The sequence below is a fragment of the Paeniglutamicibacter psychrophenolicus genome (genome assembly GCF_017876575.1).
Lineage (GTDB): Bacteria > Actinomycetota > Actinomycetes > Actinomycetales > Micrococcaceae > Paeniglutamicibacter > Paeniglutamicibacter psychrophenolicus.
The window spans coordinates 4,383,361-4,408,814 of record NZ_JAGIOE010000001.1; the positions used below are offsets into that span (position 1 = coordinate 4,383,361).

Annotated in this window: 21 protein-coding genes and 2 pseudogenes; 9 read left to right on the forward strand and 14 right to left on the reverse strand. The window is 63.1% G+C overall.

From position 1 onward, the window contains the following. Nucleotides 1–134 precede the first annotated feature (134 nt). On the reverse strand, nt 135–1,232 hold the full coding sequence (locus JOF46_RS19675; RefSeq protein WP_245348207.1) for a mannose-1-phosphate guanylyltransferase: 1,098 nt from the start codon (nt 1,230–1,232) through the stop codon (nt 135–137). Between the two features lie 267 nt (nt 1,233–1,499). Between JOF46_RS19675 and sdhC the strand changes: the two genes are divergently transcribed. From sdhC to JOF46_RS19695, 4 genes are read left to right on the forward strand one after another with little or no spacing between them, the layout of a single operon-like run. Continuing rightward, on the forward strand, nt 1,500–1,895 hold the full coding sequence (sdhC, locus tag JOF46_RS19680) for a succinate dehydrogenase, cytochrome b556 subunit (protein WP_083411388.1): 396 nt from the start codon (nt 1,500–1,502) through the stop codon (nt 1,893–1,895). A gap of 3 nt (nt 1,896–1,898) precedes the next feature. Continuing rightward, nucleotides 1,899–2,345, forward strand: a complete 447-nt coding sequence (locus JOF46_RS19685) for a succinate dehydrogenase hydrophobic membrane anchor subunit (protein WP_209910426.1) — start codon at nt 1,899–1,901, stop codon at nt 2,343–2,345. A 53-nt stretch (nt 2,346–2,398) separates the two neighbouring features. Continuing rightward, entirely contained in the window at nt 2,399–4,186 is a 1,788-nt protein-coding gene (sdhA, locus tag JOF46_RS19690) for a succinate dehydrogenase flavoprotein subunit (protein WP_209910428.1), read from the forward strand. After that, nucleotides 4,186–4,971 carry a succinate dehydrogenase iron-sulfur subunit gene (locus JOF46_RS19695; protein WP_209910430.1) on the forward strand — a complete coding sequence of 262 codons (786 nt, stop codon included), beginning with the start codon at nt 4,186–4,188 and terminating at the stop codon, nt 4,969–4,971. Before sdhA ends, JOF46_RS19695 begins: the two co-directional genes overlap by 1 nt. A gap of 244 nt (nt 4,972–5,215) precedes the next feature. Here JOF46_RS19695 and JOF46_RS19700 read toward each other — a convergent pair whose 3' ends face one another. From JOF46_RS19700 to JOF46_RS19720, 5 genes are all read right to left on the reverse strand, one after another. After that, complete coding sequence (locus JOF46_RS19700; RefSeq protein ID WP_209910433.1) at nt 5,216–6,340, reverse strand: YihY/virulence factor BrkB family protein; 1,125 nt, start codon at nt 6,338–6,340, stop codon at nt 5,216–5,218. A gap of 10 nt (nt 6,341–6,350) precedes the next feature. Continuing rightward, the gene (locus JOF46_RS19705) at nt 6,351–6,887 is read right to left on the reverse strand and encodes a 2'-5' RNA ligase family protein (protein ID WP_209910436.1); all 537 of its coding nucleotides are present in this window, start codon (nt 6,885–6,887) and stop codon (nt 6,351–6,353) included. A 23-nt stretch (nt 6,888–6,910) separates the two neighbouring features. Continuing rightward, complete coding sequence (gene trpS / locus JOF46_RS19710) at nt 6,911–7,945, reverse strand: tryptophan--tRNA ligase (protein ID WP_209910439.1); 1,035 nt, start codon at nt 7,943–7,945, stop codon at nt 6,911–6,913. Between the two features lie 16 nt (nt 7,946–7,961). Beyond that, a complete protein-coding gene (locus JOF46_RS19715) occupies nt 7,962–8,807 on the reverse strand; it encodes an exodeoxyribonuclease III (protein ID WP_209910442.1) in 846 nt (281 codons plus the stop codon). An 83-nt stretch (nt 8,808–8,890) separates the two neighbouring features. Then, nucleotides 8,891–9,415 carry a hypothetical protein gene (locus JOF46_RS19720; protein ID WP_209910444.1) on the reverse strand — a complete coding sequence of 175 codons (525 nt, stop codon included), beginning with the start codon at nt 9,413–9,415 and terminating at the stop codon, nt 8,891–8,893. Nucleotides 9,416–9,700: 285 nt separating this feature from the next. On the opposite strand from JOF46_RS19720, the gene JOF46_RS19725 reads away from it, so the two are divergent. Then, a complete protein-coding gene (locus JOF46_RS19725; RefSeq protein WP_209910446.1) occupies nt 9,701–14,239 on the forward strand; it encodes a DUF4082 domain-containing protein in 4,539 nt (1,512 codons plus the stop codon). Nucleotides 14,240–14,293: 54 nt separating this feature from the next. Here JOF46_RS19725 and JOF46_RS19730 read toward each other — a convergent pair whose 3' ends face one another. Both JOF46_RS19730 and JOF46_RS19735 read right to left on the reverse strand, forming a co-directional pair. Next, nucleotides 14,294–15,310: a TolB-like translocation protein gene (locus JOF46_RS19730; RefSeq protein WP_209910449.1), complete on the reverse strand. Its 1,017-nt coding sequence runs from the start codon at nt 15,308–15,310 to the stop codon at nt 14,294–14,296. A gap of 5 nt (nt 15,311–15,315) precedes the next feature. Then, a complete protein-coding gene (locus JOF46_RS19735; protein ID WP_209910451.1) occupies nt 15,316–15,606 on the reverse strand; it encodes a hypothetical protein in 291 nt (96 codons plus the stop codon). Between the two features lie 34 nt (nt 15,607–15,640). On the opposite strand from JOF46_RS19735, the gene JOF46_RS19740 reads away from it, so the two are divergent. Further along, on the forward strand, nt 15,641–16,141 hold the full coding sequence (locus JOF46_RS19740; RefSeq protein ID WP_209910454.1) for a hypothetical protein: 501 nt from the start codon (nt 15,641–15,643) through the stop codon (nt 16,139–16,141). Nucleotides 16,142–16,201: 60 nt separating this feature from the next. On the opposite strand, the gene JOF46_RS19745 is transcribed toward JOF46_RS19740, so the two are convergent. Beyond that, nucleotides 16,202–17,434, reverse strand: a complete 1,233-nt coding sequence (locus JOF46_RS19745; RefSeq protein ID WP_281070115.1) for an NYN domain-containing protein — start codon at nt 17,432–17,434, stop codon at nt 16,202–16,204. A 452-nt stretch (nt 17,435–17,886) separates the two neighbouring features. On the opposite strand from JOF46_RS19745, the pseudogene JOF46_RS19750 reads away from it, so the two are divergent. Continuing rightward, nucleotides 17,887–18,525: pseudogene (locus tag JOF46_RS19750) on the forward strand (transposase). 21 nt (nt 18,526–18,546) lie between these two features. Here JOF46_RS19750 and JOF46_RS19760 read toward each other — a convergent pair. From JOF46_RS19760 to JOF46_RS19770, 3 genes are all read right to left on the reverse strand, one after another. Further along, on the reverse strand, nt 18,547–19,218 hold the full coding sequence (locus JOF46_RS19760; RefSeq protein WP_209910460.1) for an ExeA family protein: 672 nt from the start codon (nt 19,216–19,218) through the stop codon (nt 18,547–18,549). Nucleotides 19,219–19,358: 140 nt separating this feature from the next. After that, nucleotides 19,359–20,957: a DDE-type integrase/transposase/recombinase gene (locus tag JOF46_RS19765; RefSeq protein WP_209910463.1), complete on the reverse strand. Its 1,599-nt coding sequence runs from the start codon at nt 20,955–20,957 to the stop codon at nt 19,359–19,361. 86 nt (nt 20,958–21,043) lie between these two features. Continuing rightward, nucleotides 21,044–21,691 carry a hypothetical protein gene (locus JOF46_RS19770; protein WP_209910466.1) on the reverse strand — a complete coding sequence of 216 codons (648 nt, stop codon included), beginning with the start codon at nt 21,689–21,691 and terminating at the stop codon, nt 21,044–21,046. A 222-nt stretch (nt 21,692–21,913) separates the two neighbouring features. Between JOF46_RS19770 and JOF46_RS19775 the strand changes: the two are divergent. After that, a pseudogene (locus JOF46_RS19775) lies at nt 21,914–22,672 on the forward strand (IS256 family transposase); the annotation flags it as partial. 167 nt (nt 22,673–22,839) lie between these two features. Beyond that, complete coding sequence (locus JOF46_RS19780; protein WP_209910469.1) at nt 22,840–23,529, forward strand: DUF4352 domain-containing protein; 690 nt, start codon at nt 22,840–22,842, stop codon at nt 23,527–23,529. A 17-nt stretch (nt 23,530–23,546) separates the two neighbouring features. On the opposite strand, the gene tnpC is transcribed toward JOF46_RS19780, so the two are convergent. Then, nucleotides 23,547–24,539 carry an IS66 family transposase gene (gene tnpC / locus JOF46_RS19785; protein WP_342592518.1) on the reverse strand — a complete coding sequence of 331 codons (993 nt, stop codon included), beginning with the start codon at nt 24,537–24,539 and terminating at the stop codon, nt 23,547–23,549. A gap of 419 nt (nt 24,540–24,958) precedes the next feature. After that, nucleotides 24,959–25,315 (reverse strand): VOC family protein, encoded by a 357-nt coding sequence (locus tag JOF46_RS19790; protein WP_209910475.1) that lies wholly within the window; start codon nt 25,313–25,315, stop codon nt 24,959–24,961. Between the last annotated feature and the right edge of the window lie 139 nt (nt 25,316–25,454).

A 25,454-nucleotide genomic window follows, 5' to 3' on the forward strand; every position in this document is an offset into this window, starting at 1 on the left:
CGGCATTCCGCGGCTTTCCGGGCACAAAAAATGCCCCGCCGGAAGCAGCCGGGAACCGCTTGTCTTGTGCGTTCGGTTCCGGGCGTGTCCCCGGGGGCGGGGCATCGATGTCCCGGTGGCTGCCGGGGCAAGAACTACAGGACGTCCATGACGCCTTCCTCCTTGAGCTTTTCCACGGTGGCCTTCACAGACTGCGCGTGCTCCTTGGTGGTGACCAGCAGCGCGTCGGGGGTGTCGACGACAACCACGTCGTGGATTCCTATCAGGGCGATAACGCGCTTGGAGTCGGTGACCACCACACCGGTGGCGTTGTCCGAGTACACGCGGGGGTTGCCGCCCACCACGGTGACGCCGGTCTTTTCGCTGGCGGGGTTCAGCCGGCCGATGGCCGCGAAGTCCCCCACGTCGTCCCAGTTGAAGACGCCGGGGATCACTGCCACGTCGCCGGCCGCCGCGGCCGGCTCGGCCACGGCGTAGTCGATGGCGGTCTTGGGCAGGGTCGGCCAGATGCGGTTGATGGTTTCCACCCGGTCCCCGGTTTCCCAGGCCTGGGCGATTTCCATCAGGCCCGCGTAGAGCACCGGTTCGCTGCGCTGCAGGTGCTTGAGCATCAGGGCCACCGGGGCGACGAACATGCCGGCGTTCCAGAGGTAGCCGCCGTCGGCCAGGTAGCGGCGGGCCGTGTCCTCGTTCGGCTTCTCGACGAACTCGACGACGTCGCGGGCCGTGGGTGCGCCGGAGACCTGGAGCTTTTCCCCGGCCCGGATATAGCCGAAGCCCGTGGATGGCGTGGTGGGGCGGATGCCGATGGTGACGATCTTGCCGGTGGCAGCCGTGTATATGGCCTCGCGGACCGATTCCTGGAAGACCTCGACCGGGACAATGACCTGGTCGGCGGCGAAGGAACCCATGATGGTCTCGGGATTGCGCAAGTAGAGGATGGCGGCGGCCAGGCCGATGGCGGCCGCCGAATCCTTGGGGTCCGGTTCCAGAACCAGGTTCAGGTCGCTGATTTCCGGCAGTTGGGCCAGCACCGCAGTGCGGTGGGCGCGCCCGGTGACCACCATGATGTTGTCACCGGCCAGCGGGATGAGCCGTTCGTAGGTGGCGCGAATCAGGGTCGATCCGGAGCCGGTCAGGTCGTGGAGGAATTTCGGGGCCGCGGCGCGCGAGAGCGGCCAGAGCCGGGTGCCGACACCACCTGCGGGGATGACCCCGTGGAATCGTGCCATGAGTTCAGCGTTCATCCGACTAAGGCTAGTTGATGAAGCTGGTGATTGCCGCGTTCCGAACAAATGGAATAGGTCACTGGAATCTATTGTATTTCGGAAATAGTACCGGCATTCGGGCATTCTAACCTTTCCCCCGGTGACCCTACTCACAGGTCAAGGCGAAACAATGGGCACCCTCGTCCAACGTGGTCTAAGATCGGGCAAAGGAACGCTCGCACTAAGGCGTCAATTTATTGTGTGGAAGATACACATGCGCCCTTGTGAGTCATGGAGGTTAATTCAGTGTCGAAGGCTTCGTCAGGCACCCTCTACCGCGGCCATGAAGGCATGTGGTCTTGGGTAGGGCATCGCGTAACAGGTGTCGTTATTTTCTTATTCCTTTTGGTCCACGTGCTCGACACGTCGCTGGTCCGGGTTTCCCCCGGCGCCTATGACGCGGTCATGTCCACCTACAAGAACCCGCTGATGGCACTGGGCGAAACCGCTCTGGTCGCCGCCATCGTCTTCCACGCGTTCAATGGCCTGCGCCTGATCCTGGTGGACTTCTGGAAGTCGGGAACCAAGTACCACCGCCAGATGCTCTGGGGCGTTTTGGCACTGTGGGTAATCACCATGGTGGCATTCTCGATTCGCCACCTGTCTATCGCCTTTGGAGGTCACTAACCCATGTCGGCAGATATTGCTGCACCCCGCAGCCAACGGCTCGACCCGAAGTATGTCCGCGCGCGCAAGTCCCGCGGCAGCTTCGAAATGATCGCATGGCTCTTCATGCGCCTGTCCGGCGTCGCGCTGATCGTGCTGATCTTCGGGCACCTCTTCGCCAACCTGATGCTCGGCGAAGGAATCTCCGGCATCAACTTCGGCTTCGTCGCCGGCAAGTGGGCCGACCCGGTCTGGATGTTCTGGGATCTTGCAATGCTCTGGCTTGCCATGCTCCACGGCACCAACGGCGTACGCACCATCATCAATGACTACGCCGAGAAGCCGGCCACCCGCGTGTGGCTCAAGGGCATCCTCTACGTCGCGACAATCGTCATTGTCATCCTGGGCACCCTGGTGATCTTCACCTTCGATCCGTGCATCCCCGGCAGCACCCTTTCGGTCTGCCAGTAATCTTCGGTTCCCGTTCGCCGAAGTAGAGAATTCAAGAAAAGAGAGCATCAGGTATGCAGGTACACAAGTACGACGTCGTGATCGTCGGAGCTGGCGGCGCAGGCATGCGCGCGGCCATCGAATCCGGCCAGCGCGCACGTACGGCCGTTCTCACCAAGCTTTACCCGACCCGTTCGCACACCGGTGCGGCGCAGGGTGGCATGTGTGCAGCACTGGCCAACGTAGAAGAAGACAACTGGGAATGGCACACCTTCGACACCATCAAGGGCGGCGACTACCTGGTTGACCAGGACGCAGCGGAGATCATGGCGAAGGAAGCCATTGACGCCGTGCTCGACCTGGAAAAGATGGGCCTGCCCTTCAACCGCACCCCCGAGGGCAAGATCGACCAGCGTCGCTTCGGCGGCCACACCCGCGACCACGGCAAGGCCGCCGTGCGCCGCGCCTGCTACGCAGCGGACCGCACCGGCCACATGATCCTGCAGACGCTGTACCAAAACTGCGTCAAGCACAACGTTGAGTTCTACAACGAGTACTACGTCCTTGACCTGCTGATGGTTGAAGAGGATGCCTTCCGCGAGGACGGCACCGCCTACAAGCAGAAGCGCGTTGCGGGCGTGGTCTCCTACGACCTGGCCACCGGCGAACTGCACGTCTTCCAGGCCAAGTCCGTGATCTTCGCATCCGGCGGCGCCGGCAAGGTCTTCAAGACAACCTCCAACGCCCACACCCTCACCGGTGACGGCATGGGCATTGCCTTCCGCAACGGCATCCCGCTGGAGGACATGGAGTTCTTCCAGTTCCACCCGACCGGCCTGGCCGGCCTGGGCATCCTACTCACCGAGGGTGCACGTGGCGAAGGCGCCATCTTGCGCAACTCGGACGGCGAACGCTTCATGGAGCGCTACGCCCCGACCATCAAGGACCTCGCCCCGCGTGACATCGTTGCCCGCGCCATGGCCAACGAGGTTCGCGAAGGACGCGGTTGCGGCCCGGACAAGGACTACGTCCTGCTGGACCTGACCCACTTGGAGCCGGCCCACATCGAGGCCAAGCTCCCGGACATCACCGAATTCGCCCGCACCTACCTGGGTGTCGAGCCGTTCACCGATCCGGTCCCGGTCTACCCGACGGCGCACTACGCCATGGGCGGCATCCCGACCAACGTCCAGACCGAGGTCCTGCAGGACAACGACACGATCATCCCGGGCCTGTTCGCAGCCGGCGAGGTCGCCTGTGTCTCCGTCCACGGTTCCAACCGCCTGGGCACCAACTCGCTGCTGGACATCAACGTGTTCGGCAAGCGCGCCGGCATCTCGGCAGCCAAGTACGCACTGGGCGCCGAATTCGTGGACCTTCCGGAAGACCCGGAGAAGTTCACCACCACGCAGATCGAATCCATGCTCTCCTCCACCGGAACCGAGCGCGTGGCACCGATCCGCAAGCAGCTGCAGGACACCATGGACGCCAACGTCCAGGTGTTCCGCGACGAGAAGTCCCTCACCGAGGCCCTGAAGGTCATCGAGGAACTGCGCGAGCGCTACAAGAGCGTTTCGGTCCAGGACAAGGGCAAGCGCTTCAACCTTGACCTGCTCGAAGCCATTGAACTTGGCTTCCTGTTGGACATGGCAGAGGTCATGACGACCGCCGCCATGCACCGCAAGGAATCCCGCGGCGGCCACTACCGCGAGGACTACCCGGATCGCGACGACGAGAACTTCATGAAGCACTCGATGTCCTACAAGGACGATTCGGCCACCACCGAGGGCATTTCCGGCATCCGCATGGAAACCAAGCCCGTTGTCTTTACCCGTTACCAGCCGATGGAGCGTAAGTACTAATGAGCACGGAAGAACTTCCGGAACCAGCATCGAAGATCGAGCTGAAGCCCGGTGTTGGCGGCGGCGGAGAAATCCCGCAGTTCAACATCACCTTGCGTGTTCGCCGGTACCTGCCGGAGACCACCGCAGACGCGTACTGGGAAGACTTTGAGCTGACCATGTACGGCACCGACCGCGTGCTGGATGCCCTGCACAAGGTCAAGTGGGACATCGACGGATCGCTCTCGTTCCGCCGCTCCTGCGCCCACGGCATTTGCGGCTCCGATGCCATGCGCATCAACGGCCGCAACCGCCTGGCCTGCAAGACCCTGCTCAAGGACCTGGACCACTCCAAGCCGATCACCGTTGAAGCCATCAAGGGCCTGCCCCTTGAAAAGGACCTCATCGTCGACATGGAGCCGTTCTTCCAGTCCTACCGCGAGATCATGCCGTTCCTGATCAACAAGGGCCACGAGCCTTCGGCGGAGCGTTACCAGTCCGCCGAGGAGCACGCCAAGTTCGAGGACACCACCAAGTGCATCCTTTGCGCCGCGTGCACCTCGTCCTGCCCGGTGTTCTGGACCGATGGCCAGTACTTCGGCCCGGCGGCAATCGTCAACGCACACCGCTTCATCTTCGATTCGCGCGACGATGCAGGGGACATGCGCCTCGAGGTCTTGAACGACAAGGAAGGCGTGTGGCGCTGCCGCACCACCTTCAACTGCACCGAAGCATGCCCGCGTGGCATCCAGGTGACCAAGGCCATCGCCGAGGTCAAGCAGGCCATCCTGGCCCGCTCCATCTAGTTTCACGCTAGAGCCAGTTGTGGTCCGGTTTCCCCTCGCGGGAAGCCGGACCGCAGTGCTTTAAGGGCATTTTGGCGGCTTCGCGGCATCCGGTGCCCCGCTTCCCCGGAAGGCTTGGGAAGGTGCCAAGGAACGAAGAGACACGAGAAGGGCATGCTTCGAGGCTTCGGGGAAGTCGTCCGGGAGATCCGCGCGGAGCGCAGGGAACGCGAACGCCTCCACCCAAGCGTTTGATGACCGCGCGTTAGGCGGTTCTGGCCAGCCTCCGCTGGATGTCTGCCGAGCGCACCGCAACGATGGACGCCGACAGCAGGTACACGTTGCTGAGCAGGTTGAACCAGACAAACAACCCCAGGATCACCGCGAAGGGCGCCAGCAGCGCGTTGTTGGTCAGCGAGGCCAGCAGCATCGCCGAGAGGAAGCGCAGGATTGTGGCCCCGCCTCCTGCCAGCAGCACGCCGGCCCGCAATCCCCCGTCAATGACCTTGGCCCGCGAGGCCACACGCAGCAGCACCCAGGCCGTGGCGCAGTCCAGGGCGAACATGGCCACGACAAACCCCACCCGGGTCAACGCACTGGTCCACCAGCCATTGAGGTTCAGCACCCCGGTCACGGTCTCGATCATGGAGGAAGAGGCAATGGCCAGGGCGCTGGAGGCGACCAGGGCAATGGCCAGCACCACCAGCAGCAGGGCGTCGCGCAGCTTGGAGAGCACCGGGTTGGACCGGTCCCGCTTCAGGCCCAGGATCGTGCGAATGCCCTCGCGCAGCCCGGCCAGCCACCCCAGGGAGGTGAAGACCAGGGCGACCAGGGAGATGGCCAGGGTCAGCCCGTAGCTGTGGAAGCCCAGGAGCTGGTCGGGCGTGGCCAGTCCCCCGTGCCCGGTGTCGATGAGCCCCGGGGTGGTGGCGGCGACCATGTCGATCACCCCGTCGCGCAGCACCGGGTTGTCGGAGGCAAACAGGCTCAGCAGGGTGAAGCCGGCCACGAGCATCGCGGCAATGGAAAAGAACATCCGGTAGGCGCCGCCGGCGGCCAGCAGCGGGCCGCGGCGCCGCACATACAGGTTCCACACCCGCATGGGGTAAAGGCAGTAGAACATGGCGGTGAGCAGGATGCAGAAGGACTTGAACCGCAGCCAGGGCGTGCCGGTGGCACGCGCCACGTAGAGTTCCTGGGCCTTCAGCCGGATGAAGGCACGCAGTGCCCGCGGCTCCAGCGGCGAGGGCGGGGCAGTGACGGGTGCGCCGACAAAGCGGCGGGCCACCACTCCGGGCGCGCGGGTTCCGCGTTCCTCGGCCACGGGGTCGTAGCCGGCGGGGCCGGCGTCGACTGGCTCGACGTCGTCGGTGGCGTCCCAGGCCGGCACGCGACCTATCTCAGTGCGACGGCCCGCCAAGTCCCAGCTCCTCGCGCAGCGACCAGGCCCCGGTGTCGTCAAGGCCGAAAAGGCCAATGCTCTGAACCATGAATTCCATGGACTCGCCCTTGAGTTCTTCCTGGGCCAGGTCCATGGCGGCGTCGTCGACCTCGTGGGCAATGGTCAGGTGCGGGTGGTAGCCATAGGTCAGTTCGTGCAGCAGCGGACCGGCGACCAGCGCATCATGAATTTGCCCGCAGGCCTCGGCTCCCTCGAGAACGTTGAGGAACACCACCGGGGAGATGGGCCGGAAGGTGCCGGTGCCGCGCAGGCTCACCTTGAATGCCTGGCATTGCGCCGCCACCCTGCGCACGTGTTCCACGGCGGTCTTCCAGTTGGTGGTGGAGCCGGAGACCAGGGTGATGTGCGGGGCCACGGCCGCTGCCGTCTCCCCGCCGTAGCGCCGGCGCCAGTCGCGCAGCGAGGCCTCAAGCGGGGAAGGGATCTCAATGACGACCCCAAGCGCCGTCGCTTGCGCGACGGCACTTCCGGTCATCTCCCCCGCCTCGGCAGCCATTGCTAGCGAATCCCGCCCACGGGGGCCATGAAGCCAACGCGCTCGTAGACATCGGCCAGGGTCTTCGAAGCGACCTCGCGGGCCTTGAGGGCCCCCTTGGCAAGGATCGCATCCAATTCCGCCGGGTCCTCGAGCAGCTCAAGGGTCCGGGTGCGGACCGGGGTCAGGGCCTCGACCACGGCGTCGGCCACTGCCACCTTCAGGTGGCCATACATCTTGCCTTCGAACTCGTTGACCAGGGTCTCCACCGGGGTTCCTGACACCGCCGAGAGGATCTCCAGCAGGTTCGTCACCCCCGGCTTGTTGGCGCGGTCGTGGGCGATGACGGTGTCGGCGTCGGTGACGGCGGACTTGATCCGCTTGGCCACCAGCTTGGGCTCGTCAAGGACGTTGATCAGGCCGTTGGGGCTGGAGGCGGACTTCGACATCTTGGAGGTCGGGTTCTGCAGGTCGTAGATGCGGGCCCCTTCCTTCTTGATGAAGGCCTCCGGAACCACAAAGGTCTCGCCGAAGCGGTGGTTGAAGCGGGTGGCCAGGTCGCGGGCCAGCTCCACGTGCTGACGCTGGTCATCGCCCACCGGGACGCCCTGCGGCTGGTAGAGCAGGATGTCGGCGGCCATGAGCACCGGGTAGGTGAACAGGCCGACCGAGGAAACGTCCGCGCCGCCCTTGGAGCTCTTGTCCTTGAACTGGGTCATCCGGCTGGCCTCGCCGAAGCCGGTGATGCAGTTGAGCACCCAGGCCAGCTGCGCGTGCTCGGGGACCTGGGACTGGACGAAGAGCGTTGACTTGTCCAGGTCGATGCCGCCGGCAATGTACTGGGCAGCGGTGACGCGGGTGCGGTTGCGCAGCTCGGCCGGATCCTGCGGCACCGTGATGGCGTGCATGTCCGGGATGAAGAAGAACGCCTCGTAGTCGTCCTGGGCCTTGACCCAGTTGACCAGTGCGCCGAGGTAGTTGCCCAGGTGCAGGGAGTCCGCCGAGGGCTGCATCCCCGAAAGGACGCGCGGGCGGGTGGTGGCGAGTGTTTCGCTCATGGAATGAAGGAGTCCTTTAGAACTGGTAGTCGACGACCAGCGGTGCGTGGTCGGAGAAGCGCAAATCGTAGGCCGAGGCGCGGTCCACGTGGGACTTGACGGCCTTCGCCGTGAGGTCCGGGGTGGCCATGTGGTAGTCGATGCGCCACCCGGCGTCGTTGTCGAATGCCTGCCCGCGGAAGGACCACCAGGTGTAGGGGCCCTGTGCGTCTGGGCCGGCCAGTTCCCGGGCCACGTCCTTGTAGCCGATCTCGGCGCCAAAGAAGCCGTCGAAGTAGGCGATCTCCTCGTCCATGACACCGGCGCGTTTGTTGTGGTTCGGCTTCCAGTTCTTGATGTCCTTCTCGGTGTGCACGACATTCAAATCGCCCACCACCAGCACATGGTCCTTCTCGCTCTTCAGCTCGGCCAGGCGCACATTCATGCGCTCGAGGAAACGGTATTTGTCTTCCTGCTTCTGGGTGCCCAGCTCGCCGGAATGCACGTAGGCGGAGACCACGCACAGCGTGCTACCGTCCTGCATGGTGTAGTCCGCTTCCACCCAGCGCCCGGACTCGGCGAAGTATTCCTCGCCGATGTGCCCGCGCACAGCGGTCGGCTCGGCGCGCGAAAGCACCGCGACCCCGGCGCGACCCTTGTCTTTGGCCTCGGCGTGCAGAATGTGCCAGCCCTCGCCGACCAGCTCGCGCACGATCGCATCCGGCGCGCGCACCTCCTGCAGGCAGAGGATGTCAGTGTCGCGGGCGTCGATCCAGTCGGCCATGTTGCGCTTGTAGGCGGCACGGATGCCGTTGACGTTCACCGAGGCGACGCGCAGCGCGTTCTCGGACTTGGCCAGGATCTCTTCTGAGGTAGGTATCACGCCATCCACCTTATCGATATTTGTTCAAGGGTTGTCGCCGGCACCGCCGGGGGTGTCGCCCTGCCGCGGGCGCCGCCGAAAAGCTAGTCGATGACCTCGCCGGTCATCGGCTCGCCGCGGCCGGAGGGCTTCATCATGTCGCGGGCGTTGGATGCCGTGATCTCGATGGTTTCCAGGGCGCGGTCGACCATGCCCTTGGCGTCCTCGCCGGCCTGGACGCGGTACTCGTTCACGACGCCGACCTGCACCTGGATGATCTTGAAGGAGTGGTCGAGCTTCAAGTCGCGGTTCCGGGTCGCCTCGTCCATGACCACCGGGCCGGCGGAGGGGCTCGGCTGGTGGCGTGCCGCTGCGGCCGCGGTGGCGGCCTTGAGCTGGCTGGTCATCTTGGCCGCGCCGCGCTTGAGACCGAAGACCAGGAATGCCGAGAGCAGCAACCAACCCAGCGAGATCACCACGACGATCCAGCCAATGACATCGTTCTGGTTGGCCGCAAAGACGACTGCCACCAGGAAGATCGTGACCATGACGGCCAACGAGAGGGTCGAGGCATTGATGGTGATTTTTTTGCCCTGTGCCGGGGCCGAGCTGCTACCAAGGGGTTCCATGCTTTTATTCTCTCAAACACGCGGGGGCAGGATCGAATCCGAGTATGAATTACGCTTGTTAGCTTAATCGGCCGACTCCTACACTCAAGCCAGATACGTGAGACTGGGGACGTGGTGCGGGAAAACCGCATGCGCATAATTCTTGGGGTAAAGAAGATGGCATCGTCAATTGGATTTTTTGGGCCCATCCGTCGCATCTTTGCGGCTCCGAACCATTCAAAAGGCAGTCCACCGCCCCAAGTCCGAAAAACCAGACGATACCTCGCCCTGGCCAGTGCGTTGGCCATGGTCGCAGTCACTCTCACGGCTCCCAGCACGGTGGCGGCAGATCCCTGCGCGCCCGGGGCCAACAAGATTGTCTGCGAGAACTCGAAGCCGGGAACCGACCCGGATGTGTGGGACATCCAGGGTGCGGGTGATGCCAGCATCCAGGGCTTTGCCACCGACATCAGCGTCAATGTCGGCTCCAGGGTCGATTTCAAGATCGACACCAACGCCAGCGCCTACACCATCGACATCTACCGCACCGGTTGGTACCAGGGCCTGGGCGCGCGCAAGATCGCCTCGGTGACCCCGAGCGCCTCGCTGCCGCAGAACCAGCCGGCCTGCCGCAACGACGTGGCCACCGAATTGGTGGACTGCGGGAACTGGGCGGTCTCCGCTGGTTGGAACGTCCCGGCAGATGCTGTCTCCGGGGTCTATGTGGCCAAGCTGCACCGGGCCGATCGTGACGATTCGAGCCACATCACCTTCATTGTCCGAGACGACTCGAGCCATTCGGACATCCTGTTCCAGACCTCGGACCCGACCTGGCATGCGTACAACACCTACGGCGGCTCCGACTTCTATCAGGGCGCAGACAACGGGCGCGCCTACAAGCTCAGCTACAACCGCCCCTTCAACACGCGCGGCGGGATCGAGGCCCGCGACTTCTACTTCGGCAACGAATACCCGATGGTCAGGTTCCTGGAACGCAATGGCTACGACGTGAGCTATTTCAGCGGGGTCGACACCGACCGCCGCGGCAACCTGCTGACCAACCACAAGGTCGCGCTCTCGGTGGGGCACGACGAATACTGGTCAGTGAACCAGTGGAACAACTTCGAAAAGGCACGCGACGCGGGCGTGAACCTGCAATTCCTTTCGGGCAACGAAGCCTACTGGCGCACCCGTTACGAAGCCTCGGCCACCGACGGCACCGCCTACCGCACCATGGTCAGCTACAAGGAGACCTGGTCCAACGCGAAGATCGACCCGAACACCCAATGGACCGGCACCACCCGCGACCCGCGCTTTGCCCCGGTGAGCGCCGGTGCCGCGATGCCGGAGAACGCGCTGACCGGTTCCCTGTATTTCGTGAACAACGGGGACCTGCCCGTGACCGTCAACGCGCAGGAGGGCAAGACCCGGCTGTGGCGCAACACCCCGCTGACGACGCTGACCTCGGGAACCAAACGTGCCCTGGCACCGCACACCATCGGCTATGAGTCCAATGAGGCGCCGGACAACGGTTACAGGCCCGCCGGGCAGGTGTTCCTGTCAACGACCACGGGCCCCGTTCCGGAGTACCTGCAGGACTTCGGCAACTCAGTGGCACCGGGCACCACCACGCACCACCTGAGCCTGTACAAGGCAGCCAGCGGCGCGCTGGTGTTTTCCGCCGGATCGATCCAGTGGACCTGGGGACTGGATGCGGAACATGACGGAGACGGCGCGCCCGCCGACCCGATCATGCAGCAGGCACAGGTCAACCTGCTCGCCGACATGGGCGCCCAGCCCGCAACCTTGATGGCGGGCCTGGTGGCCGCCACGAAGTCCACCGACACCACCGCACCAAGCATCAGCGTCACCACTCCCCCTCCGGCGAGCGCAAAGAACGGGACGAAGTACACCGTGACCGGCACTGCGGTTGACAGCGGCGGCGGCGTGGTCGCGGGCGTGGAATACTCCACCGACGCGGGGGCGCACTGGCGCCCTGCCCAGGGCACCACCAGCTGGTCGTTTAGCTATGTGCAGCATGGCATCGATGGGGAGGCCCTGTGGGTGCGCGGCATCGATGACAGCGGCAACTACCCGGCAACAGCCACCGTCATTCCGCTGACCGTTGGCGGCCCCTACAGCGTCTTCGGGGAAACGGCGCCGGCCACGGCCGACTCCGGGGATGCCTCCGCGGTTGAACTCGGGTTGCGTTTCACCCCGACCACCGACGGCTATGTTGCAGGTGTCCGCTTCTACAAGAGCAGCGCCAACACCGGCACGCACACCGGCTCGGTGTGGTCCCTGGACGGCCAGCGCCTGGCCACCGTGACCTTCTCCGGTGAAACGGCCAGCGGTTGGCAGGAAGCCAGGTTCTCCTCACCCATCGCCGTCACAGCTGGAACCGAATACGTGGTTTCCTACTCGACGAACACCGGGCACTATTCGGCCAAGAGCTACCTCTTGGCATATTCCGGGATCAGCGTTGATCCCTTGCATGTGGCCGGCGGCTTTGGAGCCAATCCCGCCGGGGTCTACGACACCAATGGATCCATGCCCACCAGCAGCTTCGAACAAGGCAACTACTACGTGGATGCCATCTTCGAATCGGAGGATTCTTCCCCGCTGCGCGCCTACAACCAAAGCCCGCTGGACACCGCCAAGAGCGTACCGGCCGGCACGCCGATCGCCGTGACGTTCTCGCGCGCCGTGCAGCCGGGCACCGTGAACATTTCGCTCAAGACCGCCGCGGGCGCTTCCGTGGCCGGGACCACCGGCTACGACTCGACCGCACGCCGGGCAACCTTTGCCCCGACCAACGCCTTGGCCGCGGGAAGCAGCTATACGGCCACGGTGTCCGCACAGGATGCCCAAGGCAGTGCCGTCAGCAGCGGAACCAGCTGGAGCTTCACCACCGTGAAGGCCGATACCGCGGCCGGGGACTGCCCGTGCGGGCTCTACCAGGACTCCGTGGTTCCCACGACCGGCCTGGTTGACGACCGCACCCCGCTGACCCTGGGCATGCGTTTCACGCCCACCGAGAGCGGCAAGGTCACCGGCGTCGAGTTCTACAAGGACGCGGGGAATGTCGGGGCCCACACGGGCAAGTTGTTCTCCTCCGGCGGCACCCTGTTGGCTAGCGTCAATTTCACCAACAACAGCGCCTCCGGATGGCAATATGCCGCGTTCTCCACGCCGGTGTCCGTGGTTGCCAATGCCGAATACATGGTTGCCTACACCACAGATGGAACGTATTCGGTGACTCCCAACGGGCTGCTTGACGCCAGGAGCTTCGGTCCGCTGCGCACCGACGCCAATGCCGGAGTCTTCACCTATTCGTCGGGTTTCCCCAACAACGGAACCAGCACCGATTACCTCCTTGATGTGGCATTCGTTCCCGACGGAGCACAAGCCATCGCGGTGGTCTCGCGGTCTCCGCAGCCGGGGGCACTCGAGGTTCCGGTCACGGCAAAGGTCGTCACCGTCCTGAACCAGGCGGTTGCACCGGGGTACCAGTACACCCTGAGCAATCCTTCCGGATCCGTGGCCGGCACGGTGGCCACCTCGAGTGACGGAAAGACCCTGACGTTCACCCCGGCCCAGGCCTTGGCCAACGGCCAGGCCTACACCGTCTCGTTGAAGAATGTCTCCAGCACCGGCGGCGCGCTGCTGGCCGACCAGAGCTGGTCCTTCTACACGGCCAGCTCCGACGGTTCGGTCTCTACGTTCCTGGGTACCCAGGTGCCCGCCAACCTTGACCCGCAAGATCCGGGATCCGTGGAGCTGGGCCTGCGCCTGCAGACGTCCCAGGACATCGATGTCTCGGCCATTCGCTTCTACAAGGGAACGCTGAACACCGGCGTCCACACCGGTTCGGTGTGGAGAGATACCGGAACCCGGCTCGCGACCGCAACGTTCACCAACGAGACGTCCACCGGCTGGCAAACCGTGGTGCTCAGCAATCCGGTGCGCATCGCGGCAAACCAGACGTTCGTCATTTCCTACCTGGCGCCCAACGGCGGCTATGCCTTCACCTCCGGTGACTTTGCGCAGCCGCGCACGGTGGGCCCGCTGAGCACCGTGGGAAGCAACGGACTCTACGTCTACGGGGCAGGAGGGACCGTCCCGAGCAACAACTGGGGCAACACCAACTACTTCGTGGACCTCGTCTACAGCACGGTGAGCGCACCAGCACCTTCACCAACGCCCACCGTGACGCCGACCCCGACGGTCACGCCCTCGCCAACGCCAACCGTGACGCCGACACCTACTCCCACTCCCACTCCCACTCCGACGCCGACGCCGACGCCAACCGTGACGCCGACGCCGACTCCAACCCCGACTCCCACTCCGACACCGTCTCCGTCGCCGACAGCGACCCAGGTGAACCTGTTTGGTTCCACGCTTCCGTTGCTTTCGGACTCGTTGGATACCCGGTCGGTTGAGGTCGGGCTGCGGTTCAGCACCACGGTCCCGATCACGGCCCACGGGGTGAGGTTCTTCAAGGAGCTCACCAACACCGGCACGCACACCGGGAGCATCTGGAACAACAGCGGGCAGCGGCTCGGCACGGTGACGTTCACGGGTGAAAGCACCCGCGGTTGGCAAAGCGCCACCTTTGCCACCCCGTTGGCCCTGCCGGCGGGGACCTACACGGTCTCCTACCTGGCACCCCGGGGGCATGTCTCAACCACGGCGCTGTTCTTCTCCAAGAAGTTCACCGACGGGACCGTCTCGGCCAACACCAGCAACGGCAGGTACCGCTACGGTTCGGGAGGCGTCATACCCACCTCCACCACGACGATGCGCAACAACTACTTCGTGGACCTGATCTACTCGCGGCCGTAGGCCCCTTGGCCCTTACGGGGGCATCCGATCAGTGGTCGCCCTTCTTCCAGTTCCTCAGCGCTGGATGGAGGGCGACCACGCATGTTCAATGAACATCTTCGGTGAGGCACCGGGAACCAGATCCAGGGAAAAGATGTCGGCATCCCCGGGCGTCTCTTCCCGCGGCTGGCCAAAGAGCAGCGTGTTGTTGTCCAGCCATTCGAGCTGGTCGTCAAAGCCCGCTTCGAGCGGGTAGAGCGTCTCGGTCTTCTTCTCGATGTCCAGCACCGCGATATCCCATTGCGCCGGGTCGGAATCCGCCCGGCGCTTCTTGTAGGCAATGAGCTTGCCATCCGGGGAGATCGACGGGCATTCGGCGTTTTCGCCGATTGCGGTCAAGGTCTTGTCCCGCAGCGAGCCCTGCACCAGCCAGGTCTGCTTGCCCGAGGCCGCTGTGGCATAGAAGGTCTGGGCATCCTTGGCGAAGGTCACGCCCCAGACGTTTCGGTCCTCGGCGGTGAGCTTTGTCCCGCCAATGAGGATGTCGAAGTCCTGCAGGTTTCCGTAGTTGGTGCCGCCGGGAACGGCAATGACCGTCTCGGTGGAGAAGCCGACGAAGTCATAGGATTCGCCGGTGATGAAGGCGGTGACCCCGACCATGCCGGTCGGAGAAACCCGCGTGCGGCTCGGTTCCCCGGGCAGGGCCCTCTCGGCCAGCAGATGCCCGCCGATGCTGTAGACGGTCGAATCGTAGCTGGTGTTCATGTCGCGCAAGGCGCTGAGGCAGGAGAGCATTCCGCCGGTGCGGTACACCCGGTCGCAGGACAGCCCCGTGTCGGTACGTGACCCGTTGGGGCTGTCCAGGGGCGCCCAGGCGACCTTCCCGTAGTTATCGGTGGCTCTGGTGTCTCGGAAGACCACGGCGCCCTCCAGCGGGATTTGGGCGATGCCCTCCGGGTTTTGTTGCGCCACGATGGCGGGGGCCTGGGTTCGTTCCTGGAACCCCATGAACGAGTTCACCGCGAAGCCCCCGGCAATCAGGACGGCGACCACGACCAAGGCAGCGAGGATGTACTGTCGCTTGGATTTCACGTCGATTACTTCCCGACCACGTAGGAACCGAATGCGGCGACCGTCGTGGCACCCGTGGGTGCAGTGCGGACGGTGGCAACCATGCTGTCGTCCCCGAAGCCCAGCGATATGCTCTTGGCCCCGTCTGCCGCCGTCCCCCGGGTGGCAACCCAGCCACGCTTGGCCGCCTGGGCCTCGTAGTACTTCAGGACGGCCTCGACGCTCAGCGAGGTGCGGTAATTGACAGCGACCTGGACGTTGCGTCCCTGCGTATTCACGGAGGAATCAACGATGTGGGCGCCCTCCGGGATCGGCATGGCCTTGGTGGGGAATCCAGAAGTAAGTTTCCCCTTGGCTGTTCCCTCCTTGGGAACCGTTCCGGAAAGCACCGGGGCCTTTTTCACGGATTTCGGCAACGTGGTCACGCTGGGCTTGGTACTGGCCGGAACCTCGAGCCTTGGTGATTCGATCGCCGAGCCGGGCGCCGAGGTACTCGGCGCCTTCGAAGATTTGGGTGCTTTGGTCGAAGATGCTGGCGGCTGGGACGAGGGGTCCTTTTCGGTGGCCGCGATCGACGCGGAGGCACTTTCGCTGCCGGGAACCGTCACACTTGGACTTGCCGAATCGGTGGGTCCTGCTGCGCTGTTGGACGCACTGGGACTGGGTTGTACACCGGCTTGCGTTGCTGCCGGAGTACGCGCCGCAACATTGAACGCGAACGAAGCCCCCACGAGCACGACGATGACGGCGAGCGCCCAAGCCAGCCACTTTTTGTTCTGCATCATTCCCCACCAATGCGATTGGCCGCATTCGGTTTGCCACGGCCCCAAGCCCAATGTTCCCTGTGGTTAGCGTACAACCCGGCGCTTGCGTACGCCATGGCTGGTGCGCAATGGCGAAGCCCAAGCTACTTCACGACTGCGAAGAATGCACGACTGTCGTACTTCCCACCTCGGAGCGGATGACGCAATACTCGGTGGCGTCCAATGCTTGGTCCAGTACCTGATGGAGATATGGGAATCCAGCATTTGGAGACGTAAATCCCGTGATGGCGATTCGCAGCTGAGTCCCGACATCGCTGAGTTTCATGCCCGCTGTACCCCTTGCCCTGACTCTGTGGCCGAGGGTACCAGTCGTGAACTCTTTGCGGACCGCTTCCAGAAAGAATCTTGGAGTGGGTACCAGCGCTGGTTCGGTCGTGGTCGGCGTTGGAATCCTCGCTGAGCTGGGCAATACGTCTGACGGTCCAGGCGTTTGAGCTGCAACGGGCTTGATGACTCCCAGCGCACAGTAAGTGTTCAAGAAATCGCTCAAGGTCTTGGAACCGCAAGCCTTGTAGCTGAGCTGCGGATACTCGCTGCGCAGTTTGCTGCCCAAGGCCGCGGCATTGACCCTATGTGCAACTACGAGTTCAGGGGTTTGCTTGATGATTGCCAGAATCGCTCTGCGCAATTCTGATACGGCATCGATCTTCGTCTGTTGCACTGTGGAAGCCGGCTGAGCGTTCTTTTCATTTGGTTTTGACGCGCACTGCTTCTGCTTCGCAGTTTCGGCAATGTTCGAATGTTCTTTGGCTGACGGAGTGTTTACTGGTGGGTCCTCATTCATTGGCTGCCGTGGGTCCGTCATTGACTCCTGCGACATCTGTATCTGGTGGTATTCATCGGCGACCGATCTAAGCAGCGCGTTGACTCCACCGGATCTCGGGGCATTTGTTGACACCACGATCACATACTTGTTCATGGCATGTAGCCGCCGGACAAGAGGCACAAACCCGCCATCCCCGGTGGCGATCACGAACACATCTATCCATGGCGATTCATAGGCCACCGAGAGGACATCGACGCACAATTCGATGTCAGCAGCGTTTTTGATGTTCTTGTCGAATGAGAAAATCTGTACCGGTTCGACGCCATGCTCGAGTATCTCGCGTTGAAAGCCTGCCATCACAGGTCGCCCCCAATGCGCATAGGCTCGAACCATCGCTGAGCATGAGCCCATTCCGGATTCCCAAACAAGGTTTTCGATGCCCCAGACGAGCTCACCCAATTTCAGCCCGCTGGCACCAGTTGGAGTTCCTCCAACAAGGTTTTCCATGTCAAGAAAAACAGCGACATTGCGACGCGTTCGTCTGGCATCCCCCATGCCCAGCACCTAATTCCTCTTGTAGTCAAGTAATGAGTTTCTTACCCCAAGAACCCGTGTTAATGACTGATCGTTCCATTCATCTTGGCAGAGAACTACCAATAATTGGGCAGTCGGGACGAATTGAATCTGACGGGCCGTCGAGATTGAACGCTTAAGGCCTGCATGGGGAAATAGCAAAAACTGCTCGTCACTGGCGAATGTTCCAGCGCCGATCCAGGCTTTCTCAGCCGCGTCATACTGAATGCTGCGGAGCCGTTGAATCTGCCAACTCCCAGCCGGAGGTCAGTACGACGAACTAATGGAGCGAGCACATCTGGTGCTTTGACAAGGAAACGTCCCGTGGAGAAGTGTAATTTCCCAAGTCAGGGTACCTTTACCTTAAAGCGAAGCGCCACCGTGCGATGGTCAGTGAGTACCGATCAAAGAACTCACAAAGGACACACCACACGATGGCACCAGGCCAGTCTGCCCTGCTTGACCTCCTGCACCAACTCCGGGACACCGACGTGTCGGACCGGATCCGCACAGCGACCGAAACCCCCTGCCAGCAGCTCATCGACGCCGAGGCCACCGCGTTCATCGGCGCCGAGGCCACCGCGTTCATCGGCGCCGAGCCGTTCCAGCGTTCCGGGGACCGCACCGCCCAGCGCAACGGCACCCGCCCCAGGACGCTGAGCACCACCGCCGGGGACCTGAACCTGAAGATCCCCAAGCTGCGCACCGGCACGTTCTTCCCGTCCCTGCCGAGCGGCGCCGGCGGGTAGACTAGGCGCTCTACGCGGTGGTGATGGAGGCCCTACCCGCACGGGGTCTCCACCCGCAAGGTCGAGACCAAAGTCAAGGCCCTGGGCGCCGACACCGGCATCTCCAAGTCCGAGGTCTCGCGGATCTGCGAGGACCTGGACCACGAGGTTTCCGCGTTCCGCGCCCGGGACCTCTCGGCGATGGACTACCCGTACGTGTTCCTGGTGTTGAGCGCCGCGTTATTTGACGATGAAGCCGCCCCCGGGTTTGACGATGATCCGGTGATTGAAACGCCCCGCCAGGATGATCCCGGCGGGGCGTTCATGGTCATGGCGACGGCGTGATCCTCAGCAGTGCCGGACGGGTTATTCGCTGAATTCACTCACCGCCGACTGCGCCGCGGACTGATCTACGATCGCGTTTTGTGCCGCACGGGTCGCCATCAACGCGGCCAGCGCTAAATTGTTCACGGTCCGCGGATAGCCACGTGATGCTTGATGGATGACGGTGACGGCGTCCTCGGAAAACAACGGATCGGTGCGACCGGCGAATCCCAGATGCCCCTTGATGTAATCGGCAGTGTCCTCCATATTCATTGGATTGATCGTGTATCGGGTCCCGATACGTTGATCCAGGGCAGCGAGCACCGCCAGCTTCAACCGCCTGCGCAGCGTGGGTTGCCCGATGAGCAACAACGCGAAATGCGACTCCGTATCAAGGTTCACGTTGCTAAGCATCCTGAGCGCTTCGAGGTCCTCATTGGAAAGCAGATGCGCCTCATCAACGACGATCACCGGCAGGCGGGAACGCTCATCAAGTTCTCCGGCGAGCAGGGACGCTGCCTGGGCGGCCAACGCCCCGGAGAAGAACGAGGGCGTGGCACCCAGGGCGGTGACGATCGCCGAACGGATCCCGCGAATGCCGATCGTTGGATCAGGAATATAGATGATCTGGTGGCGTGAGGGTTCCAACTGGGCCAGGGCCGCGCGGGCCGCCACCGTCTTCCCGGCACCGACTTCCCCGGCGATCACTCCCATGCGGCGTTCCTGGATGCACCAACGGATACGGGCCACCGCTTCGCGGTGCCCGGGATGCTGGGTCAGCGACGCCGGCGGGATGTCCCGACCAAAAGGCAGGCGGGTGAACCCAAAGTGGGTTTGCAGGGTGGAAATCGAACTCATGGCTGGTCCTCTGTTTCCGGTGTCGTTTCGGGGATTTCCGGGGTGCTGCCCGGAGTCGGGTTCTGGGTGTCTGGGGTGGGGGTGTCGGCGAAGCTGATGGGTGCGCCCGTGAGCGATTCGAGGTGCCTGGTGGAGACCAAATCCAGGTAGTTGATGCCGGTGGTGATCAACGTGGCCGGGTCCTGATCTTTCACGGCGTTCAAGACCTTGGCGTGCACGTGACGCCCGATATCCAACGCCTTGGCGGTGCCGGCGGGTAGGCCCTGGTGATTGTTCACGGCGATGTCCCCGTCCAGGTCGAAGGGGTCATAGACCAGCTCGACCTTGGTGCCGGCCAGCAGCGGATCGACCTCGTAGGTGTTTGAATGCAAGGACACCGTCCCGGTCTTGGTGACCGTGCGGGTATCTGACCAGAGGAATGCCGCCCGGATCTCCTCCAGGGACTTGCGGACCGGTTCCCGGTGCTCCCAGGACGCATCCCAGCGGGCCAAGGGTGTTTGCCCGGTGGTGGTGTGTTGCTGGTGGTGATAGACCATGTTCACCCACGCGGTGAACAGCGTGTTCAGTTCCTCCAAGGAACTGATTTGGGAGCCAGTGGCCGGGTCGGTGCCCGGAAGCATGGGCGTGTCGGTGACGGTGATTTCCCCCAGGAACTGACTGGTGACCGTGTTGAAGATGCGCTCAATTTTTCCCCTTCCCTGGGGCCGGTACGGGGCGGAGTGAATCAGGCGGATGCCGAGTTTCGCGCAGGTCCGCTCCAAAGACTTGTCGATCATTGCGGCCCCGTTGTCGAGGTAGCAATTTTTGGGTATGCCGTAGGTCTCGAAGGCCGGGCGCAGGACCGCGCTCAGCCTGATGGCATCCTCGGCATAGGCCCAACGCGCGGCGGTGATCATCCGGGAATGATCATCCAGGAACGCGAACAAATACGTTTTCCGCCCATTGATCTTCGGCCCGTGCAGGGCATCTCCCACCCAGATTTCGTTGGAATGCTCCGCTTCAAAGCGGCCGGTGGCCACCGGCCGAACACCGGTGGAAATGTTCCTGGACCGAAAGTGGCGCAGCAACGTCGTCTCCGAGGGTGCCTGGCCCATGGTTTCGGTGATGATTCGTTTGACTTGGGCGGCGGTGCGGTTCGGTTTCTCGCGTTTGAGGGATTCGGCCAGCGCCAGCACCGTCGAATCGGTGACCGGGGTGCTGGCTCGTTCATCGGGTTTCAGCCCGTCGAAGCCGCGTAGTTGCCAGGCCTTGACCCAGCGGTCCAGGGTTTCGCGGGAGTAGCGGCGGGTGCCGCCGAAAGGCCACGGATGATCCAAGTCCGCCAGGGCGCGGACCATGGGCCCGCGTTGGCGGGTGCTCAGCGACGGATCTGCCGCACCGCGGATGAGTTGGTATCTGAAGAGGGCGATCTTCTCTCGGTGTTCCTTGCGCATCAACGGGGTGCCGGCTCGTGGGGCGGGGTTGGTCGGCACCGGGGAAACCCTCGGGCCTGCCTCCGGCAGGGAATGGTCCTCGAAAGTCGGAACCAGCGCGACCGGTGGTGTTGGCGGGGCAGGGTCGGGCTCGTGGGGCAGGTGGGCTGAGGCACTACTCATCGAAAAATCCTTCCGGCGGGGTGAAACATGGACCCGTGCCGCCGCCGGGAACCCGGAAACGACACGTATTGCCCACCTTCGCCCAGTTAGACTTCCGGCGGCAGGGCGGGTTGGTGTTGCACCCGATCGGGCCATCCCACGGTGCTGAAGAGCCACGGGCCATGGGCCATGAGTGCGCCGTGGTGCCACGTCACGTTGAGAACGGCGCCCGGCGCCCGGAGTTGGTGCACGTGGGCCAGGACCCGGGCGTGGGCCATCAGCATCCCCAACGCATTGGCGCCGACCGTATCCGCCGGGGCCGGCCAGAATCCCAGGGCCTCGGCGGTGGCCCGATGCACGCGGGCGGCGAATGCCGACAACATGTCCGTGGCCTTGGCTTTCACGACGCGTAACCAGTCCCTGACGGTGGTGGCCGGGCGATCCAGGTTCGCGGCGATCTTCTGGAACCCGAGCCCCGCAGCAATGTTCAGTTCCACGGCATGGGCGATCACGGCCGCCTCATCGGCCCGGCGGGCAGCAAACAGCGCGGGCAACAGGATGTGGGTGGTGGCGCACTCGTTGCAACGTCCCCGGCGCGGGGTGAAGCGTTGGTTTTTTACCGGGGTTCCGCACCGGATGGTTCGTTGGGTCCCGAAGCCCCACGGTTTCAGGACTCCGGGGCATAGGGGGCAGATAAGTTCACGGCCCAGGAGGCTGGATTCGACAGCGGTGGGATCGTGGCTTACGGTGAGCACAGCGCGACTCGTTTCGCGTTAGAGCGACCTGGTGCGGCCTTAGAAACTGGCACCGGGTCGTTCGTCTTTAAGATCCGGATCAAAAATCCGGGATCAAGGGTCTGTCGTCAGCCTGACGCCGCCAATGAAGAACGTCAAGAGCCGTGCAGGGAATTCCGGTGCGGGAAGCCTCGTCGTCAGGCACCGTGACTACCCACGGTCATCCACTGCGACGCGTAACACCTGGACGCCACCTACGTCCAAGGCGCGGGTGAACCGCCGCGTGGTTTCCCAGGCGATCGTGGTCGCCTTCGGGGTGGCCGCCGACGGGCGGCGGGAGGTGCTGGGATTCGACGTCGGGGACTTACGAGTTCGAGGCCTTCTGGACCGCGTTCCTGCGCTCCCTCAAAGCCCGCGGGCTCGGCGGGGTGAAGCTGGTGATCACCGATGCCCACACGGGCCTGAAAAAGGCCATTGCCACCGCGTTCCAGGGCGCCGCGTGGCAGCGCTGCCGGGTGCATTTCATGCGCAACGTGCTCGCCAACGTGCCCAAGGGCTCCGGAGGAAATGGTCGCCTCCATCATCCGCACCGCCTTCACCCTGCCCACCGCGCAGGAGGTCAATGAACAGTACTCGGAGGTCATCAAGATGCTCGGCTCCTCGCATCCCAAGGTCGTGGCGATGCTCCGGGATGCCCGCGAGGACGTGCTGGCCTTCGCCGGCTTCCCTCCGCGTCATTGGCGCAAGATCTGGTCCACGAATCCCATGGAGCGGGTCAACAAGAAGATCAAGTGGCGGACCAATGTCGTGGGTGTTTTCCCGAATCCCGAGGCCCTGCTGCGGCTGGCCGGCGCGGTCCTGGTGGAGCAGCATGACGAGTGGGAGGCCGGGGATCGGCGCTACCTTTCGGAGGGCTCCATGGCCGAGCTGATGGCCGTGGACCAGCAGGTCAGCGACTTGATTGGGGAAAAGATTTTGCTTCCCGAGCTCACGGCTGCATAATCAAATTACTGGCCCGCATGGTGTTGAGGAAACTCCACCACTCCAGGGGACGCAGCCATTCCTACTCGACATGCCGCTCCACCACCCAGTAACAATGCACGGGGTAGTTGCCCTACTAGGGGACAATGGCCAAATCATCAACGCATTTTTATCTGGGGGTATAAAGCATGACAGAACACAACGGTTTCCCAGCAGGGGATCCAATACGCGGTGCCAAGGCACAGGCAAAAGCGGACAAGGCGTACAAGAAGGCCATGCGCCCCTGGTTCAAGAAGAAGCGGGTCATCCTGCCGTTAGCGTTGGTGGCCGTCATCGGCATCGCTAATCTCGCTAACGGGGGCGGCGACAAAGAAACCGACGCAAACGGTTCTTCCGTGGGATCCACCGTCCAGCAGGCGGAGGCTGCGACTCCTTCAAAGAAGACGGAGGATGCTGCCCCTTCAAAGAAGGCAGAGAAGAAGGCTCCCGCGTTCCCGGGTGCCGAGGAATCCGATGTCATCGGTAATGCCGGTGCAGCGCTCAAGATGGGAGATATCACCGTTACCTCTGCCGCCTTGGAACAGGGGAAATCCATACTAGGCGCGACGTTGTGTACCGCCGTGAGTGTGAAAAACGGTTCGGACGAGACCATCGATTTCAACTCGATGGATTGGAAGCTGCAGTCTCCTGGCGGCACGATCAAGAACATCACGTTCGGGGGCAGTGATGACACGATCGGCGGAGGTGAGATCGCACCCGGGGGAAGCACCAAGGGCGATGTTTGCTTCGAAGCAAAAAACGAAAAAGGCCAGTACATAGTCCTTTACGAGCCGGTCTTCAAGTTCTTCTCTGACCGGGCTGCCTGGATCAACAAATAACCGCTTGGCACTTCCGATCAGGCGCAGTCTCCGGCATCCCGGGACTGCGCCTTTTGGGGTCGATATGGGAACTGTTCAGGAGGTGGCGGGGAGCCAGGGCTCCCCGCCAACAGGTCCCCGAGAGTCTCGAGGGCCTCGAGGACGTTCTTGCCCTGTTTGCGTGCGGCTGCCATGTAGGAGCGGGTGGCCAGGAAGTTGCTGGCTCCGTCCCACGAGCGCCAGGAACCGGAGAACTTCTGCTGCATCTTGACCATGCGGATGTCTCGCTCGGCCTGGTTGTTGTCCCACGGGCCCCTGAAGTCGGTCGCGAAGCGCAGGACCTCCTCCCGGTAGTCATCCAGACGCCTGAGCAGGGAGCGGACCGCGCCCTGGGTGGGTCGCCCGCGTTTGCCGGTCGGCGGCGGCAAGGGGTTGAGGCTGATGCCCTCGCTGATGAGTCGGTCGTAGCGGCGCCGGTAGCCGCGCAGCATCCTCTTGTTCAGGCCGGACGCGCCGGCGGCCTTGGCCTGGTTGACGGCCACCAGCATGTGAACCAGCAACTCCGACAACCCGGTGGGCCATTGCTGCCCGGTGGCCTCGGCGATCCCGGCCAGCTCTCGGACGATTTGGGCATTGCATAATCCGTGCCTGACCGGGAATTTCCGGCAGGCCGGCAACCCGTCGTTGACCGCGACGCCGTTGAATTCGTGCCCCAGGATCCCACCTGCCTCAATGGAATCATTGCTGCGCCCGGGTGCCAGGTATAGCAGCGTCAACCCGGGCGTGCAGGCGCCGTGCACCCAGCGCAGGGCCCCCTCCACGCGGCCGCCGGTCTCGTCGAAGTGCACCACCGGTGCGTGCCGCACCTGGTGCCGGAGGGTCTCGAGAAACGGTTCGAGCAGTTTCTCCGCCCGCGTTTGCAGGGAGGCGAGCCACCCGGTGGAGACTGGTGCGCCGAAGGCGTCGGCGAGCAGCTCGACAGTGCGTGCCACCGACAGCATGGCAGCATGGCAGCAGCCAGGATTCAGCATGGGCGCCAGGATGTCGAGGAACTTGACTGACTGATCGTATGTTCCAGCGAAAGTCACAGCCTGTTGCAGCTAGATCGACAATGGATGTTCCGGCTCTGCTCCAAGCCTTCCCGAATGCTCGGAATGGAAAGCTTCCAGGCCCCGCTCCAGTAGTGGTCCCCGGCGTAGATCCCCACGCACTTCTCTTCGCGTGTGAAAATCAGATATTCCAAGCACACGATGCTCAGCTCTACCCCACCATGGCATTGGCTGAAATCTGGGCATCACCCAATCGACGGTGGCTCAACAGGTCCAGTCAGGTAATGACGAGGCCCTCGGCGCACTCAAGACGTGGAGCAGTATCGGCCAAATGCGCGACGTCGATGTGCCAGTAGATGGCTTTGTTGAAGCAAGAAACTGCGCGAAAACAATTAATCTGGCTACCAACACACCAAGCAAAACGGATGCTTCTGCGGGTCAAGGTACACGCGGTAACTTTTGGACCCTACTCCCATCGAAGTCGCGCCCATCGAAAGCACCTCTATTTCAGCGATGTCAAGATCCTTGACCCTGACATCGATGTGGGCCTGTTGCGGATGCACATGCCCCGGCCATTCCGGTGCCACATAGGGATCCACCCTTTGAAATGCAATGGCCGGCCTGTTTGGAGCATCTCCGATACCAACCCAGTCAACATCATTCTCTACGCGAACCATACCCAACAGTTCCTCATAGAAGATGGCCAGTGTATCGGGGTTCTCACAGTCAATAACCAATGCTTGCCACGAGCCAACCATGACCGCATGTCCTTCCGGATTCTGGTGTGTGTAGGTTCTCTTGCCCCACCATTATGCGCCGGCGAATAGGTATCAGCCAGAGAAAGACGTGAGGGACGCCCTTGAATCGGGACTAATTATCAAGTCTCGGAATTCGCAA